Below are 15,882 nucleotides of genomic sequence, written 5' to 3'. Positions count from 1 at the left end.
GCGGTATGCCCGCGCACGCGCGTAGGCAGCGGAACGAGAACGGCTTCAGCGTGAGCGCCACGAGCAACGCCGGGAAAGGGCAAAACGCCGCCACCGGGGTCACTGACCTCCGACTTGCTCCGGCAGGTGGGCCACCACCGCGAGCTGAAGCGGAAGCCGGTCGCGCAGGGCCGGGTCGGCGAAGCGGAAACCCTCCGCACAGCGTTCCATGAGTTCGGGCCAACGGCACCAGGCGGAGTAGCGGGTCTCGGTCACCTCGTCGAGCACCAGCCCGGCAGCGAGCAGGGCGGTGAGGATCTCGCCGACGCCGTGGTTCCACTGGTGGCTGACCGTATGAGTGATGGCGGGCGCCCCGTCGGCGGCGGCGACGTAGGAGCCCGCATCCTCCCAGGTCATGGGGTCGGCGCATTGGAAGTAGGGCTCGTGGAGCATCAGGCCGCGACTGACGTCGTCGCCCACCGCCTGGAAGAGGGGATGATCATCGCGCAACACCAGACGGCCCCCGGGCCGCAGCAGCGAGACGACCACGCGGGCCCATGCCGCCACGTCGGGCAGCCAGCACAGTACCCCCAGAGACGTGTAGACGAGGTCGAAGTCCCCCACCAGCGCCTGACGGGCGTCGTAGACATTGGCCCGCACGAACTCGATGTCGGCGCCGGCACGCGCGGCGATGGACCTGGCGCGGCGCAGGGACCCGCCCGACAGGTCCAGCCCCACCACACGGCGGGCGCCCAGGCGTGCCAGGCTCACCGTGTCCAGGCCGAGGTGGCATTGAAGGTGCACAACGTCCAATCCGCTCAGGTCGCCCAGGCGCTTGCGGTCCGGGGCGATCTCGGCGGTGATGGCGGTCGGGGAGGCGAGCAGCGCCTCGATGCCGTAGCCACTGGCCTCGTGCAGTGCGGCGCGATCGTCCCAGTTGGCCCGGTTGTCGGCGAAGTAGGCGGCGCGGCGGGGCGGGTCGGCGGAACTCACGGCGTCAGTGTTCCACAGCCTGCGCCGGCGGCACCGCCCCGGGGCGTGGTTCAGTCCGTCGGCAGGCGGCGCGCGTCACCGATGCGGCCGACCAGCAGGTAGGCGCACCAGGCGCCGACAATGCCGACCAGCATGACGGCGACCATCGGCACTGCGCTCTGACCGCCGCCGGAGGAGGCCAGGGGCGCGGAGGTGCCGTTCGCGGCCGCCTGCGCCACGCCGAGCAGTGCGCTGGCCACGCCGGCAACATGCGGTGCCTCCCCCAGGGCCAGGGCGCTGGAGTTGCCGAAGATGAATGCCTGGGCGGACATCACCAGTAGGAATCCGGCACACAGCGGCACGAGGGCCACATCGAGCAGCAGCACGCTCACCGCGACGGCGCCGATGCCCACGGCGGAGATGCTCAGCCCCAGCCCGATGAGGCGGCGAATGCCCGCGTGCTGCACTAGGCGGGCGTTCAGGAGACTCAGCAGCATCTGGCTGCCCGCCGTGGCGGCGAAGAACACCGAGAACGTCAGCGCGCTCAGCCCCTTGATCTCCTGCAGCACGAATGATGAGGAGGAGATGTAGGCGAACATGGCGAACCCGGAGCAGGCGGAGGTGAGCATGTAGCCCAGGTAGCGGCGGTGGCGGAGCAGCTCCCCGGCGCCTTCAAGGAAGCGCCGTAATCCGTTGCCGTGCAGCCGCCGCTGCTCCGGCAGGGTCTCGGGCACGAAGACGGCGGCCATGACGGTCATGAACAATCCGAAGCCGACCAGGCACCAGAAGACGGCGCGCCACGAGGCGACGGTCAGTACGGCGCCGCCGGCCACCGGGGCGATCATGGGGGCGAGGGCTCCAACCGCCATGAGGATCGACATGGTAGAGGCCAGGCGTGGGCCGTGGGCAACGTCCACGAGCACCGCGCGTCCCACCACGGCGGCGGTGCCGCCGCCGAGCCCCTGCAGGAACCGACCCGCCAGCAGCACTGCGATGCCGGGCGCGAAGGCGCACACCACCGCACCGAGCGTGCACACCGCCCCGCCCAGAAGCATGGGACGACGCCGCCCGTAGCGGTCCGAGGCGGTTCCGCCGACCACCTGCCCCAGAGCCATGCCGATGAAGAAGGCGGTCAGGGTCAGTCCGACGGCGGTCGAGCTGGTACCCAGATCCACCGTGATGCGGGGGAAGGCCGGGGAGTACATGTCGGTGGCGAAGGGCGGAACGGCGTTCTGCACCGCCAGCGCAATGACAAGACCAACGGTCACGGTGGCGGGCTGCGGCCGATTCCGAGACAAGGACACTCCTAGATATTGAGATAGACACCGGGACAGAGACTGGGTTACTGGGTCGGGGCGGCGGTCTCAGCGGGCCCCGGTGGGGACGGCGCCGGTGACACGGCTGCCTTCCACCAGCACCAGCCAGCGGGAGACCGTGCGCGCCCGGGCCAGGGCGTCGGCCGCGCCCTGCCCGGTCATCTGGGTGGTGACGGCCGACGCCGGCAGCACGGTGCACACCTGGCCAACAGTCACGGCGCCGTCATCGGGCAGTCCGGAACGCTCCAGCTCCGCCAGGGCCGCGGCGTCGAGCACGCCCTGCAGCCGTACGGATTCGGCGACCAGTACGAGCGCCGCCCCCGCCTCCATCCGTCCGCGCGCGACGGCGAGCGACGTGTCCGCAGTCACGACGGCGACCGGTCGGGCCAGGGTGCGCAGATCGAGCCTGGCGGCGGCGCGACCGCCACGCCCCAGGCCGAGAACGCGCCAGGACGTGGTGGCGATCGGCCAGCCGACCATGACGGAGAGGATGAGACTGAAGGAGTCGGGTCGTGCGCCGGCGAGCAGCGGGGTCAGGATCCAGCGCCAGGCGATGCCCGCCACCACAACCAGTCCGCCCACGGCCGCCACCCGCCGGCCCAGTCGGCGCCTGCCGGTGAGCTGCTCGATCAGGGCGCTGAGCGCGTGTCCGCCGTCCAGCGGCAGGGCCGGCAGGGCGTTGAAGATCGCCAGGGCGAGGTTGACCCAGGTCAGGGTCCACACGGCCACGAACACGGGTGCGGGGCCCACCCGGGTGTCCAACAGGGTGCGCCCGAGCGCCCACAGGATCAGGTTCGCGGCCGGGCCGGCCAGGGAGGTGATTACATCCTTCCAGGGCCGCCATTGCTCTGCGGGGCCGAAGCTGGTGCGCCCACCCCACAGGTACAGCTCGTAGAGCACCGGCTTTCGTCCCAGCAACGTACCTGCCAGGCCATGGGCGAGCTCATGAATGAGGATACTCACGCCGACTCCGAGCACCACGGTTACAACAGTGCCCAGTACGGTCAAGAGGCTCTGGCCGTCAAGCAGCGCATGCAACACGGGGTACCAGCTGCCAGCGATGAGCAGGCCCAGTAGTAGCGAGGTGGGGGCGACGACGACGGGCGCGCCGCCCAGTGTGAACAGCGTCCAGGAGTCCGATCGGCGTCGGGCGGCAGAGGCGGTCATGCCCCGACCTTAGTGGCGCAGGCTCCACTCGCCTTGAAGGCGCCGGCATTCAACCGTCGGAATCCAATGCGTCCACGTTGTCGATCGTGATCCACACCGCTTGGGTGTAGTTGACGGCATCCACTTCCTCGCCCCTGATGAGCTTGTCCATGGTGTCGACTGCCAGCGCGCCGATGCCGGCGGTGTCTTGCGAGACCGTTCCCGCCATGCCTCCGTCGCGGATGGAGGCGACGCCGTCGTCGGTGGCATCTACACCCGACACATGCACCTGCTTATCCCGACCGGCATTGCTCAGTGCCTTCATTGCCCCCAGCGCCATCGAATCGTTCTGGGCGACAATCGCGTCTATATGCGTTCCGGTGGACAGCCAGTTCTCGGTGACGGTCAGGGCTTCGGCCGTATCCCAGTTAGCGGTCTGCTCGAGGACGATGCTGACCCCCGGGTGCTCCGCCAGTACCGCGTCGTAGCCCGCCTTGCGCTGTAGCTGTCCGTCGGAGCCCATAGGGCCGTACAGGACGGCGACCGCGCCCTGTTCACCTATCGCCTCGACGACCTGCGTCATTTGCAGTTCGCCCGCGGCGGTGTCATCGCCTCCGATATAGGAGGCGGCCCGTTCCTGCTGCTCGGCCTGCTGCACGATGGTGGCGATCGGGATCTGCGCCTCATTGGCCGCCTTGAGGCCCGGAGCGATGCCCTCCTTCGAGACGGGCTCGACCAGGATGCCGTCATACGCCTGCGCGACCGCGGACTCGATCTGACTGATCTGCGTGGCGGCGTCACTGTTACCGTCGAACACGGTTACTTCCAGGCCGAGTTCCCGGCCCTCGGCGACAGCGGCATTGGCCACCGTGGTCGTGAACGAGTTGGTCATGTGACTCATGACCAGCGCGATCCGCGTTTTCCCGTCAAAGTCACCGACCGTGCAGGCCGTGACCAGGGACGCGGCAACAAGCATGACGCCAACCGCTGCGAGTAAACGCCTCATGTTTCCTCTCCCTTCGAAATAGCGCTTACGCATGTCATTTCCGCCGCCGCGCCTTGACATCCAGGAGCACCGCCGTCACGATGATCGCGCCCTTGACGACCCGCTGGAAGTTGGCGTCTATTCCCAGGATGTCGAGCCCGTTGGCGATCACCGCGATCATCAGCGCGCCGATAAGCACGCCTGAGGCCCTTCCTCTTCCTCCCGACATGGACACGCCGCCAATTACCACCGCTGCGATCGCATCCAGTTCGTAGGACTCGCCGGCGGTGGGGGCACCGCTGATCGTACGAGAGGCCAACAGCACCCCGCAAAATCCAGCCAGCAGGCCCGCGATCACGAAGACCGAGACTTTCGAGCGCTTCACGTTGACGCCGGAAACCTCGGCCGCCACGGGATTGCCCCCGACGGCGTACACTCGTCGGCCGTATACCGTGCGGCGCAGCACGAAGGCGCAGACCAGGAAGATGACCAGCAGGTATATCGCCATCACGGGGAAACGCCCTATTCTGGCGCTGGCAACGGCCTCGAAGGTCTCTGAGACGTTGAAGATCGGGGCTCCGCCGGAGACGATCAGGGCCAGCCCGCGCACCGCTGTCATCGTGCCCAGGGTGACGATGAAAGATGGTATCGCTCCGTAGGCGACGCCGATTCCGTTGAGCAGGCCCACCAGCGCACCGACCAGAAGCGCCGCCAGAATCGGCACGATAACCGGGTACTCGCCGGGATGGGCGAGCATGGCGGCAACCACGCCCGCCAGGCCGATGGTTGAGCCCACGGACAGGTCTATCTCCCCGGAGATGATGACGAACATCATGCCCATCGCGAGGATTCCGTTGATCGTGGTCTGGACCAGTATCAGTAGCACATTGTTCACGCTGAGGAAGTGATGGCCGGGCGACACCAGCCACAGGCCGAACACAAGCGCGAGAAATACCAGCAGAATCCCCGCATCGCGGATCGACCATCCTCTTACCCTCTGTATGACAGCATTCATGATTCATCCTTCGAATCGCGAGGCGAGCTCCATGATCGCCTCCTGGGAGAATTCGGAACGTTCCAGCGTCCCGGTGCAGCGGCCCCCGGCCAGAACCATTATTCGATCACTGAGACCGATCAGCTCCCCCATCTCCGAGGAGATGAGGATGACGGCCTTCCCCCGCTCCACCAGGTCGCCGATGAGTTCGTAGATATCGCGTTTGGCGCCGACGTCGATTCCGCGGGTCGGCTCGTCGAAGACGACGACATCGGGCTCGGTCAGCATCCACTTGGCCAGCACGACCTTCTGCTGATTGCCACCGGACAGCTCGGCGACGTACTGGTTCGGAGAGGTGGCCCTAACCCGCAGTGATTGCATGTAGTCAGTGACGGTGCGCCGCTCCTTGCGCGGTGCTATGAGTCCGCCACTGAACAGTCGACCCAGGGAGGGCAGGGTCATGTTCTCCAGCACCGTACCGGCGAGATTGAGGCCGGTGCGCTTGCGGTCCTCCGTGATCAAGGCGATCCCATGGGCAATGGCGTCGGCGGGCCGCCGCAGTCGCACCTCAATGCCGTCGCGCCGCACCGCGCCCGCGGTATGAGTGCCGAATCCGAACAGCGACTGGACCAGCTCGGATCTGCCCGCGCCGACCAGCCCGCCGATGCCGAGGATCTCTCCGCGCCGCAGTGTCAGGCTGATGTCTTCAACATGTTCGGGAACGCTCCAGTGCCGCACTTCGAAGGCGGGTTCACCCAATGGCACCTGCCGTTTGGGGAAGACGTCGTCTATGCTCCTGCCGACCATGGCCTTGATCAGCGCCGGCTCGTCGAAGTCGGCCGCCGGTCCGCTGACCACGTTCTTGCCATCCCGAAGCACCGTTATGCGATCGGCTATGCGGAAGATCTCCTCCATCTTGTGGGAGATGTAGATGATGCCCACCCCCGCTTCGCGTAGGCTCCGGATCTGCGCGAACAGCTTGTCCACGTCGTCGTCGGCGATCGCGGAGGTCGGCTCGTCCATGATGATGATGCGGGCGTCCACGGACAGCGCCTTGGCGATCTCGACCTGTTGGCACTGGGCGACGGACAGGTCCCGCATGTAGGCGTCCGCGGACAGTTTCACGTCCAAAGAGTCCAGTAGGCCGATGGCCTCCCGGCGCATGCGCCGCAGGTCCGCCAGTCCCAGGCGGTCACGCGGTTCGCGGCCGATGAAGATGTTCTCGTACACGCGCATGTCCAGCACCGGGTTGAGCTCCTGGTGAATCATGGAGATGCCGTGATCCATTGCCCGGCGGGGCGAATCGATCCGGGTCGGGCGCCCGTCGATCAGTACCTGCCCGCCGTCTGCGTGCAGGGCACCGATGAGGATCCGCATGAGCGTGGATTTGCCAGCCCCGTTCTCCCCCATCAGGGCGTGCACCTCACCACCGCGCACATCCAGTGACACGTCGTCGAGCACTTGCACGCCTGTGAAGGACTTCGCTATTGCACGCGCCTGAAGCGCCACCTCGCCCATAACCGCTCCTTTGCGTAGACGATTCTGTGACCTGAAGCCTAGGACGACATTATTGTCCTGTCAATAGATTTTCATAGACTCAGCTCACCGCCGTCCACAGGGAGCGTTCGTGCATGGCTACGGCGCCGGGATGTGGATCCCCGGGCGGACCATCCCCCGTCACACCACCGGGCGGCGGTAGGTTCACCCATGTGAGTGAGCAACCCAATCGCCCCGCCGCCTCTCCGGTTCCCAGCGCCGCCCGCACTACGGGCCCCGGGGGCGGCGCAAGCCGCGGCGGCTCGGGACGTATGGCGCTGTCTCCGTCGCGGGCGAAGGACTTCATGCAGTGCCCACTGCTGTTCCGCCTGCGCACGGTTGACCGCCTACCGGAGCCGGGCTCCCTGGCCACCCATAAGGGAACCCTCGTGCATGCGGTGTTGGAGCGGCTCTACGATCTGCCGGCCCAAGACCGCACTAGCCAGGCCGCCCTGGACCTGCTGCCCGGACAGTGGGAGGCGCATAGGGCCAACAACCCGACGGTGATGGAGCTGTTCGATGATCCCACCCAGGTCGGCCCGTGGCTTCAGCAGGCCGAGGAACTGATCAGCGCCTATTTCCGGCTGGAGAACCCCAGACGACTAGAACCGGCCGAGCGCGAACTATTCGTCCAGACGCACACGCGCGACGGGCTGTTGCTGCGCGGCTTCATCGATCGGTTGGACATCGCCCCCGACGGCGCCATGCGCGTGGTCGACTACAAGACCGGACGCTCCCCCGGCCCACGCTTCCAGGAGGAGGCGCTGTTCCAGATGCGCTTCTACGCACTGGTGCTGTGGCGCCTGCGCGGCCGCGCCCCGGCGCGCCTGCAGATCGTCTATCTCAAGGATGGGCGCATCCTCACCCACGATCCGCGGTTGCCGGAACTGGAGGCGACTGAGGCCAGGCTCGCCCGCATCTGGGATGAGGTGGAGGACTGCGCCGCCGCCGGCGACTTTGCTCCCCACGCCTCCCGCCTGTGCGATTGGTGCGCATTTCAGGCGCTTTGTCCGCTGTTCGGCGGAACCACCCCCGAGCTGCCGGCCGATGGCGTAGAGCGGCTGCTCACCGCCCGGCCCGCAACAGCAGGACAGGCACGGGTCACCGGACCGTCTCACGAAGTGGTATCCCGTTGACGCAGACTACTCGGCCGCGCCTAGCATCATGGCCATGGTCGCCGACCGCGGTCGATGGCCTCTAGCAATACCCTCACCCTGTACGGAAGACGCACTCATGAGCTCCCAGATCGCAGCCCGCAGCCCCCGCGCACACCGCGGAGAGTGTTGCTGCATGCTCGACCTGGCCAGGGCTCAGTGAGGCAGCAGCACCCGAGTACTATTAGTCAGACTACTCATTCCCTGCTTCTTCCCCCGCCTGCCGCTGCAACGGCATGCACCGACAGGCAGCCCTGGTCAGGTCATGGCCACCCCCTCCAGTCGCGGGTGGGCCGTGTCTGCGGCCGACGGCGCCAACGCGCCGAAGCAGTCTCTCACCCGCGTCCTCAACCACACAGCCGCTGTCACAGCGGTTGGTGAAGTCAACCGAAGGACCACCATTGATATTCACCGGACTACTCGTTGGCGGCGTACTCGGACTTGTACTCCAACGCGGCCGCTTCTGCATCACCGGCGCCTTCCGAGACCTGTGGGTCTCCGGCTCCTGGCGGTGGATGACCGCCTTCCTGCTGGCCGTCGCCGTGCAGGCCGTCGGCGTCGCCCTACTCACGGCCACCGGCGCCATCACCCCTGAGGTGCCCACGCTTTCGGTGGTGGCCACCGCGGCCGGTTCCCTGCTGTTCGGCGTCGGTATTGTGCTGGCCGGAGGATGCGCCACCGGCACGTACTACCGCGCCGGCGAGGGCCTAGTGGGCTCATGGTTCGCCCTCATCGCCTACGCAGGCACCGCGGCCGCATCAAAAACCGGTGTCCTGGCTCCGGTAACCACGTGGGTCAAGGGTCTGTGGACCACGCAGCTGACCACGATCCCCGCCGCCTTCAGCCTGCCCGACTGGGTCGGTGTGCTCGCACTGTCGGCAGGGGTCGCCCTTCTCGTGCGGTGGCAACGCCGTCTTGCCGCCAACAGGCCGGTGACTTTGCAGCTGGCCCCTCAGCGCACCGGCCTGAACCACCTGCTGTTCGAGCGTGCCTGGAATCCGCTGCTCACGGGCGTGCTCGTCGGTCTGGTGGCGATCATCGCCTGGCCAGCGTCCTGGGCCTCCGGGCGCCACGACGGACTGGGAATCACCACGCCCTCGTCGAACCTCGTCGGCTGGTTGGTGACCGGCGACGAGAGCCGACTCGACTGGGGTGTGCTGCTGGTGCTCGGCATTCTCATTGGGGCGCATCTCAGCGCGCGCGCCTCGGGCGAGTTCCGTGTGCGCGTCCCCTCCGCCACCGTGATTCGGCGCTCAATCGCAGGCGGGCTACTCATGGGCGTGGGCGCCGCCTGGGCTGGCGGCTGCTCCATCGGCAACGCCCTGGTGCAAACCTCCCTGCTGTCCTGGCAGGGCTGGACCGCGCTGGTCTTCCAGGTGCTGGGCGTGGGCGCCACCGCCTACTTCACCCTGATTCGCCCACGCAACCAGCGGCGTGCCGCCCGCGCAGCAGGGGCATCACGCCCAACTGAGCACCTGGAGAACTCCAAGGCGGCGAGCGCAGTCGTGGCGACCCGCTGACCCGCCCCCTGTCATCTGGTCCCAGCACTCCCGACACACTGAAAGGATCCGACAATGCGTACAGTACTGGAAACCGAGGGCCTGGTCTGCCCGTTCCCCGTGATGGAGGCTGAGGAGGCGATGGCCGATCTGACCACCGGAGATGAGCTTGTCATCGCCTTCGACTGCACTCAGGGCACCCAGTCGCTGCCAGCCTGGGCGGCCGACAACGGCTACACGGTCACAGAGTTCGCCAAGACCGGTGAGGCCTCCTGGACCATCACCGTCCGCAAGTAGCCGACCTGCGCCCCGTTCGCCGTCCCATCCGATGAGCGGCGGGCGGGGCGCGCCGTCGGCGACCTGCACGCTTCGGCACGGCGTTAACCATACGGTTGGCACATGGAACACAGGAGGCTCGGACGCACCGGGTTGCGCGTCTCTTCGGTCGGGCTCGGCACTATGACCTGGGGGCGGGACACCGATGAGATCGAAGCCAAGGACCAGTTGGAGATCTTCCTCGACGCCGGAGGCACCCTGGTGGACACGGCCGCCTCCTACTGTGAGGGCGCCTCGGAGGAGGTCATCGGCCATCTGCTGACCGGGACGGTGGATCGTCGCGATTTGGTGCTGGTATCCAAGGCGGGCGTGCGCACTTGGCGCACCGGGGCGCGCTCTACCGTGGCCGATGCCTCCCGCGGGACCTTACTGGACACTTTGGACGAGTCACTGGCCCGTTTGAGCACCGATCACCTGGACCTGTGGCTGGTGCAGGTTCCGGATCCCACCACCCCCCTGGAGGAGACCGCCCACGCGCTGCGCGCCGCAGTTGTCACCGGTCGCACCCGCTATGTGGGGGTGTCGAATCATCCCGCCTGGGCCAGTGCGCATTTGGCGGGACTGCTGCGTGAGGCCGGTGGCCCAGGGATGGCCGCGGTGGAGGTGGAGCACTCGCTGCTGTCGCGCGGCATCGAGCGGGAGCTGCTGCCTGCCGCGCAGGGGCTCGGCTTCGGCGTGATCGGCTACGCCCCGCTGGGACGCGGCGTGTTGACGGGTAAGTACCGCGCCTCCACTCCCCCGGACTCCCGCGGAGCCTCCCCGCATTTGCGCTCCTACGTAGCCCCTTATCTGGATGAGCGGCACCAGGGGGTTGTGGAGGCCGTGGCCACTGCCGCCGTCGGACTGGACCGCAGGCCCGTGGAGGTCGCTCTGGCCTGGGCCCGCGATGCCCCCGCAATCGCCTCCACTATTGTCGGGGCCCGCACCCCCGGGCAGCTGCGCGGCGCCCTGGCCGCCGAGGACCTTAGGCTGCCGGTGCAGATCCGCCATGCCCTGGACGAGGTTACGGCACCCGCGATCGGTTATCCGGAGCGATTCTGAGCGACGGGCGTGGGGCGCTCAGCCCTCGTAGTCGTCCTCGTCCAACTCGCGATCGTCATAGTCGTCGTAATCATCGTCGACGTCGTCCTCATCGTAGTCGTCGAGGTCGTCATCATCGTCATCCTCTGCCTCTTCGTCATCCTCCTCGGAGTCGAAGGCGTCGAAGGGCAGCTCAATGCCGTAGGCGGTGAACAGGGCGTCATCGTAGGTGAAGAAGGCGTCCTGCAGGGAATCTTCCGCAACCACGACGGCCGGGGAGGTCTCATCACCCGTCGCGGCGGCGTCAAGATGCGCCTCGAAGGCGGCGATGAGTCGGTTGAGCGCTGACCGCGGGTCGTTCGTCATGTGGCACAGGATACAGGCTCGGCCCCGGGGCGCACCCAATCGGCCGAACAACGATCTAATTCAGTCCCCGGCGCCGAAGCAGCGGCGCGATCTGTGGGTTGCGGCCGCAATAGGCGCGGTAGGAAACCAGCGGATCACGGGAGTCCCCGCGGGAGAGGAACTCGCGGCGGAAGCGCTCCCCGGCCTCACGGTTGAGCCCGAGGTCGCCGTCCTTACCGCCTTCGCCGTCGGTGCGGAACCATTCGATGGTGTCGGCATCCATAACCTCGCTCCAAATGTAGGCGTAGTAGGCGGCTGCGTAACCGCCGCCGAATACGTGGGCGAAGTAGGTGGTGCGGTAGCGGGGCGGGACCAGGGCGTCGTCTATGCCGGCGCCCTCCAGCGCGGCGTGTTCGAAGGCCTCGACCGCGGTCACATCGGCGGGCACCTCCTGCGGTTCCAAGGTGTGCCAGGCCTGATCCAAGACGGCAGCGCCCAGATACTCGGTGGTGGCGTATCCCTGCCCGAATGCGCCTTGCCCGCGCAGTTTCTCGGCAAGAGACTCCGGCAGCGGAGCGCCGTTTTCCACGTGGCGGGCGTAGGAGGCGATCACCTGCGGATGCAGAGCCCACTTCTCGTTGACCTGGGAGGGGAACTCCACGACATCGCGGGGCACGTTGGTGCCCGAGGCACTGGGCCAGCGGGTGTCGGCGAACAGGCCGTGCAGAGCATGACCGAATTCGTGGAAGGCGGTGATGACATTGTCCCAGGTCAGCAGGGTGGGACCGGCTTCGGGCTTGGTCAGGTTGAGGCAGTTAATGACCACCGGCCTGCGACCAGTTAGATGGCTCTGCTCCACCAGGCAGTCCATCCAGGCGCCGCCGTGTTTGCCCGGACGGGCGTAGTAGTCGCCAATGAACAGCCCCAGCAGGGGCGCTTCGTCTCCCTCGCCGTCGCGCACCTCCCACACTCGCACGTCGGGGGCATACATGTGGGCGGCCAGATCGGGGCGCTCGTGGAAGGTGATGCCGTATAGGCGGCCCGCGGCGTAGAAGACGCCATGTTCAATGACGTTGTGCAGCTCCAGGTAGGGGGCGAGGGTGGCATCATCAATGCCGAAACGCTCCTTGCGCTCGGCCTCCTCGTAGCGCAGCCAGTCGGCGGGGCCGAAGATCTCACCGGGAAGGGTGTCCGGGTCGGCCGCCATGCGAGCGGCATATACCTCGCGGTCGCGGCGGGCATTGGCCATGGCCGGGGGCACCAGGCGGGTTAACAGCTCGCCGACGGCCTGGCCGGTGCGGGCGGCCGATTCGGATGCCACCAGTTCGGCGTGGTGAGGGTAGCCAAGCAGCCCGGCGCGTTCGGCCCGCAGCCTGGCCTCCTCCAGCACGAGGGCGCGGGTGTCGTACTCGCCGCTCAGACCGCGTCCGGTGGATCTGGCCAGTAGGGTCAGGCGCGCGGCGTGGGGCGTGGTGGTGGCCAGCTCGGGGGTGGCGGTGAAATTGGCAACCCCGGCGGCGTGCATCGCCTTGGTTGTCAAGGTGGCGAAGCGGGTGGAGAGGGCCGTCAGGCGGGCGTTGATGGCGCGCAGCCGGTCGGCATCTGAGCCGGTCAGGGCGACGCCCTCACGTTCGAACTCCTCCACGGCCAGGCGGATGTAGCGGGCGGTGGCGGCATCGATCACCTGACCGTCGGCATCCACGGGGACCTGGGCGGGGGTGGCCTCGGTGGCGGAGCGCACCAGCTCGTCGAGGCTCTTGAAGCGGCGATACAAGCGCTTATCAAGGCCATAAGCGTCCTCGTGGGCGGCCAGGTCGGGGGCCAGGGACTCCTCCAGCGCATCCAGCTCGGGACTGTCGGTGGCCGAGGTCAGGGTGTACAGCACGGTCAGGGCGCGGGACAGCAGCTCGCCGCTGCGTTCGACGGCGGCGACCGTGTTCTCCACGGTCGGCGCGGCGGGGTCGGCGGCAATCGCCTCCCACTCGGCGCGCTGGGCCGCCATGCCGGCCCGGATGGCGGGCTCGATGTCCGCGGGCTTCACGGCGGCGAAGTCGGGCAATTCCAGGTCAAGCTCCCAGGGGTGGGCAAAGGGGTTGGTCTCGGGAAGTGCATCCACCGCGGCGGGAGTCGAGTCGATCATGCGCAAATACTGCCACGGGTGCCATCAGAGCCCGAGCACGCCCTGAACGTCCGGCGGGAAGAAGCCGGGCCCCTTGAGGACCTTGCCGTCCTCCCGGTAGATCGGCTTGCCGTCCGCTCCGAGCTTGGACATGTTGGAGCGCTGCACCTCGGCCAGCACCGCCGCCAGGTCGATACCGGTCTCCAAGGCCATGCCGTAGATGACATAGACCAGGTCGGCCAGGGCGTCGGCGGCCTCCACCGTGTCGCGGGTGCCGTCGTCACTGGCCACGGCGCGCCGGAAGGCCTCCTCCATCTCGGTGCGCGCCGCCTTCCCGTAGACGGCGCCGGTCAGCTCGGCGAACTCCTCGGCAATGAGGCTCATGCGCATGTGCAGGCTCTCGCGGTCCAGGCTGGGCCCGTCGGTCTGGATCGGCAGCCCATAGGTGGCGTGGAACCGGCGCACCAGCGCCTCGGGGTCGTCCCCCTCGCGCTCGCCGACGGCGTCGGCTGGCACCAGTGCAGTGGCAACGCCATGGGTGTGTGAGGAGCCGGCCGCCTGCCCGTCCACCGTAACCGGACCATCCCAGGGGGCGGCGGGGCGGCGAAGGTCGGCGGGCAGGAGGGTGCCGACCCAGCCGTCGTGCAGCACGCCGTCGTTGGCGAGGAAGGAGCGCACTCGCCCCTCGCGGCGGAAGCCCAGCCCCCAGGCCACGCGCCAGGAGGCCCAGTTGGGCACGCCGTCGTGGATGTCGCAGCGCCAGCGCAGGGCGACTGCGTGTAGCGGACCATCCGGATCGAAGGCGGCGGCAATCAGCGCTCGGGCGGCCCGGGAGATGGTCCCGCGGCCGCGGGACTCGGGAGCCAGCCAGTAGCCGATATCCCAGGCGCCGTCGGCTTGACCGGAGACGCCCATCATGCCTACCAACCGGGCCGAGCCGTCAGCGGCGAGCTCGCGCACCGCCCAGTTCAGGTCGTTACCGGCCTCCCAGCCGGCGCGCACAATCCGCTGCACGAAATCCTCCGCATGCGCACGGGTGTAGCCGCGGGGAACGGTGGTCCACTCCTGAATATCGGGATCCTGACATACCTCCGCGATGCGGTCGATGTCGGCCTCGGTCGGGGCGGACAGCAGGAGCGCGGGCAGGCTGGCGCCGTCGCGGTACTCGGCGGGCACGCGGATCTCGAAGGGCTGCATGCGGCGAGCCTACCGGCAGCGCCGCATGCGGGTTTCCGCTCAGGCCGCGACGGCCTGACCTGCGGCGTTGGAGCGCGGCCCCCCGCGCAGTGCCGGCCAGCTCAGCAGCAGGACGATCCCGCCCAGCAGTCCATAAACCAGTGCCACCCAGGTGCCGTGGGCGTCGGCGAACCAGCCGACAATAGGCGGGGAGATAAGCATGATTACCCGGGCGAGCCAGGACACTAGTGTCAGCCCCATACCGGGGCGCAGGCCGGGAATGTCATCGGCCGCCGCGTAGGCCACCGGCACGGCCACGGCGCAACCGGCCCCGGAGATCACCATGCCCACCAGCGTGCCCGGAACCGAGCCGGCCAGCAGAGCGGCGCCCATGCCAACGGCAACGAGCACTCCTCCGCCGGCTATCACCCTGCGGGCGCCGAGCCGGTCGATGATTGCGTCGCCCAACAGCCGGCCGACGATCATGGTCGTCTGGAGCGAGACCAGGCCCATGCCCACCAGGCCGGGGGCCGCCCCCTGCTCGGTCAGCAGCAGCGAGGACCAGCTGCCGGTGACGTCCTCGGGGAACATGGCGGCTGCGCACATCAGCCCGAGCACCACCACCAGGACGATGGTGAGCGCCTTGGAGGGGGAGGCGACCGGGGCGGTGACGGCGCCCGCACCGACGCTCTCCCCGGCGGCGGCCTCCCCCGCTTGCCCTCCCTGCCCAGAGTCGGCCGGGTCACGATCGTCGGCGTCCGGCCCCTTGATGGTCCAGGGCAGTGCGGCACCGGAGACGACGGCGAGCAGAACCAGTACTCCGGCCATATGAATGCGGACCGGAACCCCGGCTCCGGCCATGGCCTGCCCCAGGGTGGCGCCCAGCACGGCCCCGAGCGACCAGGCGGCATGGAAGCTGGTGATGATGGAGCCGCCCCAGCGACGCTCCACGCGCAGGCCGTGGGCGTTCTGGGCCACATCGACAATCGCGTCCGTGCCGCCGACCCAGGCCAGACACAGGGCGAAAACGAGCCAGGAGTCGGCCATTCCGGCGCCGAGCAGGCCGAGGCCGAGCACGCTCATGCCCAGGCAGGCCACCCTGGCGGAGGTGAAGCGCGTGATGAGCCAGGAGGCCGCCAGACCCGCGATGAGCCCCCCGATTGAGTTGAACATGACGGCCTGCCCGAAGGCCGCCTTGGTGATACCCAGCTGCTCCAAGATCTCCGGGTAGCGGGGCACGAGGTTGGAAAATCCCAGTCCGTTGGCAAGGAACATCAGGTAGACGGCGATGCGGGCCTTGACGAC

The 15,882-nt window shown here is 68.1% G+C and carries 14 protein-coding genes; 4 read left to right on the top strand and 10 right to left on the bottom strand.

The annotated features are described in order from the left end of the window. Nucleotides 1–99: 99 nt before the first annotated feature. The 6 genes from CWT10_RS07120 to CWT10_RS07095 all read right to left on the bottom strand — a co-directional run bounded on the left by CWT10_RS07120 (nucleotide 100) and on the right by CWT10_RS07095 (nucleotide 6,910). Entirely contained in the window at nucleotides 100–972 is an 873-nt protein-coding gene (locus CWT10_RS07120; RefSeq protein WP_103064319.1) for a class I SAM-dependent methyltransferase, read from the bottom strand. 50 nt (nucleotides 973–1,022) lie between these two features. Then, a complete protein-coding gene (locus tag CWT10_RS07115) occupies nucleotides 1,023–2,219 on the bottom strand; it encodes a multidrug effflux MFS transporter (RefSeq protein WP_233188395.1) in 1,197 nt (398 codons plus the stop codon). Nucleotides 2,220–2,315: 96 nt separating this feature from the next. Next, nucleotides 2,316–3,434 (bottom strand): site-2 protease family protein, encoded by a 1,119-nt coding sequence (locus tag CWT10_RS07110; RefSeq protein WP_103064317.1) that lies wholly within the window; start codon nucleotides 3,432–3,434, stop codon nucleotides 2,316–2,318. Nucleotides 3,435–3,483: 49 nt separating this feature from the next. Beyond that, entirely contained in the window at nucleotides 3,484–4,419 is a 936-nt protein-coding gene (locus tag CWT10_RS07105) for a sugar ABC transporter substrate-binding protein (RefSeq protein WP_103064316.1), read from the bottom strand. A 34-nt stretch (nucleotides 4,420–4,453) separates the two neighbouring features. Beyond that, nucleotides 4,454–5,413 (bottom strand): ABC transporter permease, encoded by a 960-nt coding sequence (locus CWT10_RS07100; RefSeq protein ID WP_174721947.1) that lies wholly within the window; start codon nucleotides 5,411–5,413, stop codon nucleotides 4,454–4,456. A 3-nt stretch (nucleotides 5,414–5,416) separates the two neighbouring features. Continuing rightward, complete coding sequence (locus CWT10_RS07095) at nucleotides 5,417–6,910, bottom strand: sugar ABC transporter ATP-binding protein (protein ID WP_103064315.1); 1,494 nt, start codon at nucleotides 6,908–6,910, stop codon at nucleotides 5,417–5,419. 296 nt (nucleotides 6,911–7,206) lie between these two features. On the opposite strand from CWT10_RS07095, the gene CWT10_RS07090 reads away from it, so the two are divergent. From CWT10_RS07090 to CWT10_RS07075, 4 genes are all read left to right on the top strand, one after another. Next, the gene (locus CWT10_RS07090; protein ID WP_103064448.1) at nucleotides 7,207–8,064 is read left to right on the top strand and encodes a RecB family exonuclease; all 858 of its coding nucleotides are present in this window, start codon (nucleotides 7,207–7,209) and stop codon (nucleotides 8,062–8,064) included. Between the two features lie 419 nt (nucleotides 8,065–8,483). Continuing rightward, a complete protein-coding gene (locus CWT10_RS07085; protein WP_103064314.1) occupies nucleotides 8,484–9,602 on the top strand; it encodes a YeeE/YedE family protein in 1,119 nt (372 codons plus the stop codon). A gap of 54 nt (nucleotides 9,603–9,656) precedes the next feature. Then, on the top strand, nucleotides 9,657–9,878 hold the full coding sequence (locus tag CWT10_RS07080) for a sulfurtransferase TusA family protein (RefSeq protein ID WP_103064313.1): 222 nt from the start codon (nucleotides 9,657–9,659) through the stop codon (nucleotides 9,876–9,878). Nucleotides 9,879–9,980: 102 nt separating this feature from the next. Further along, nucleotides 9,981–10,958 carry an aldo/keto reductase gene (locus CWT10_RS07075; protein WP_103064312.1) on the top strand — a complete coding sequence of 326 codons (978 nt, stop codon included), beginning with the start codon at nucleotides 9,981–9,983 and terminating at the stop codon, nucleotides 10,956–10,958. Between the two features lie 18 nt (nucleotides 10,959–10,976). Here the strand turns inward: CWT10_RS07075 and CWT10_RS07070 are convergent, their stop codons facing one another. From CWT10_RS07070 to CWT10_RS07055, 4 genes are read right to left on the bottom strand one after another with little or no spacing between them, the layout of a single operon-like run. Next, nucleotides 10,977–11,303 (bottom strand): DNA primase, encoded by a 327-nt coding sequence (locus CWT10_RS07070; protein ID WP_103064311.1) that lies wholly within the window; start codon nucleotides 11,301–11,303, stop codon nucleotides 10,977–10,979. Nucleotides 11,304–11,358: 55 nt separating this feature from the next. Then, nucleotides 11,359–13,422, bottom strand: a complete 2,064-nt coding sequence (locus CWT10_RS07065) for a M3 family metallopeptidase (protein ID WP_103064310.1) — start codon at nucleotides 13,420–13,422, stop codon at nucleotides 11,359–11,361. A gap of 24 nt (nucleotides 13,423–13,446) precedes the next feature. Further along, nucleotides 13,447–14,598, bottom strand: coding sequence for a bifunctional GNAT family N-acetyltransferase/nucleoside triphosphate pyrophosphohydrolase family protein (locus CWT10_RS07060; protein ID WP_103064309.1), 1,152 nt, complete (start codon nucleotides 14,596–14,598; stop codon nucleotides 13,447–13,449). A gap of 39 nt (nucleotides 14,599–14,637) precedes the next feature. After that, nucleotides 14,638–15,852, bottom strand: coding sequence for an MFS transporter (locus CWT10_RS07055; RefSeq protein WP_103064447.1), 1,215 nt, complete (start codon nucleotides 15,850–15,852; stop codon nucleotides 14,638–14,640). Nucleotides 15,853–15,882: the final 30 nt, after the last annotated feature.

This window comes from Actinomyces qiguomingii (assembly GCF_004102025.1).
GTDB classification, from domain to species: domain Bacteria; phylum Actinomycetota; class Actinomycetes; order Actinomycetales; family Actinomycetaceae; genus Actinomyces; species Actinomyces qiguomingii.
The sequence above is the reverse complement of the archived record's forward strand: the minus strand, read 5'-3'. Positions and strand labels throughout refer to the sequence as shown.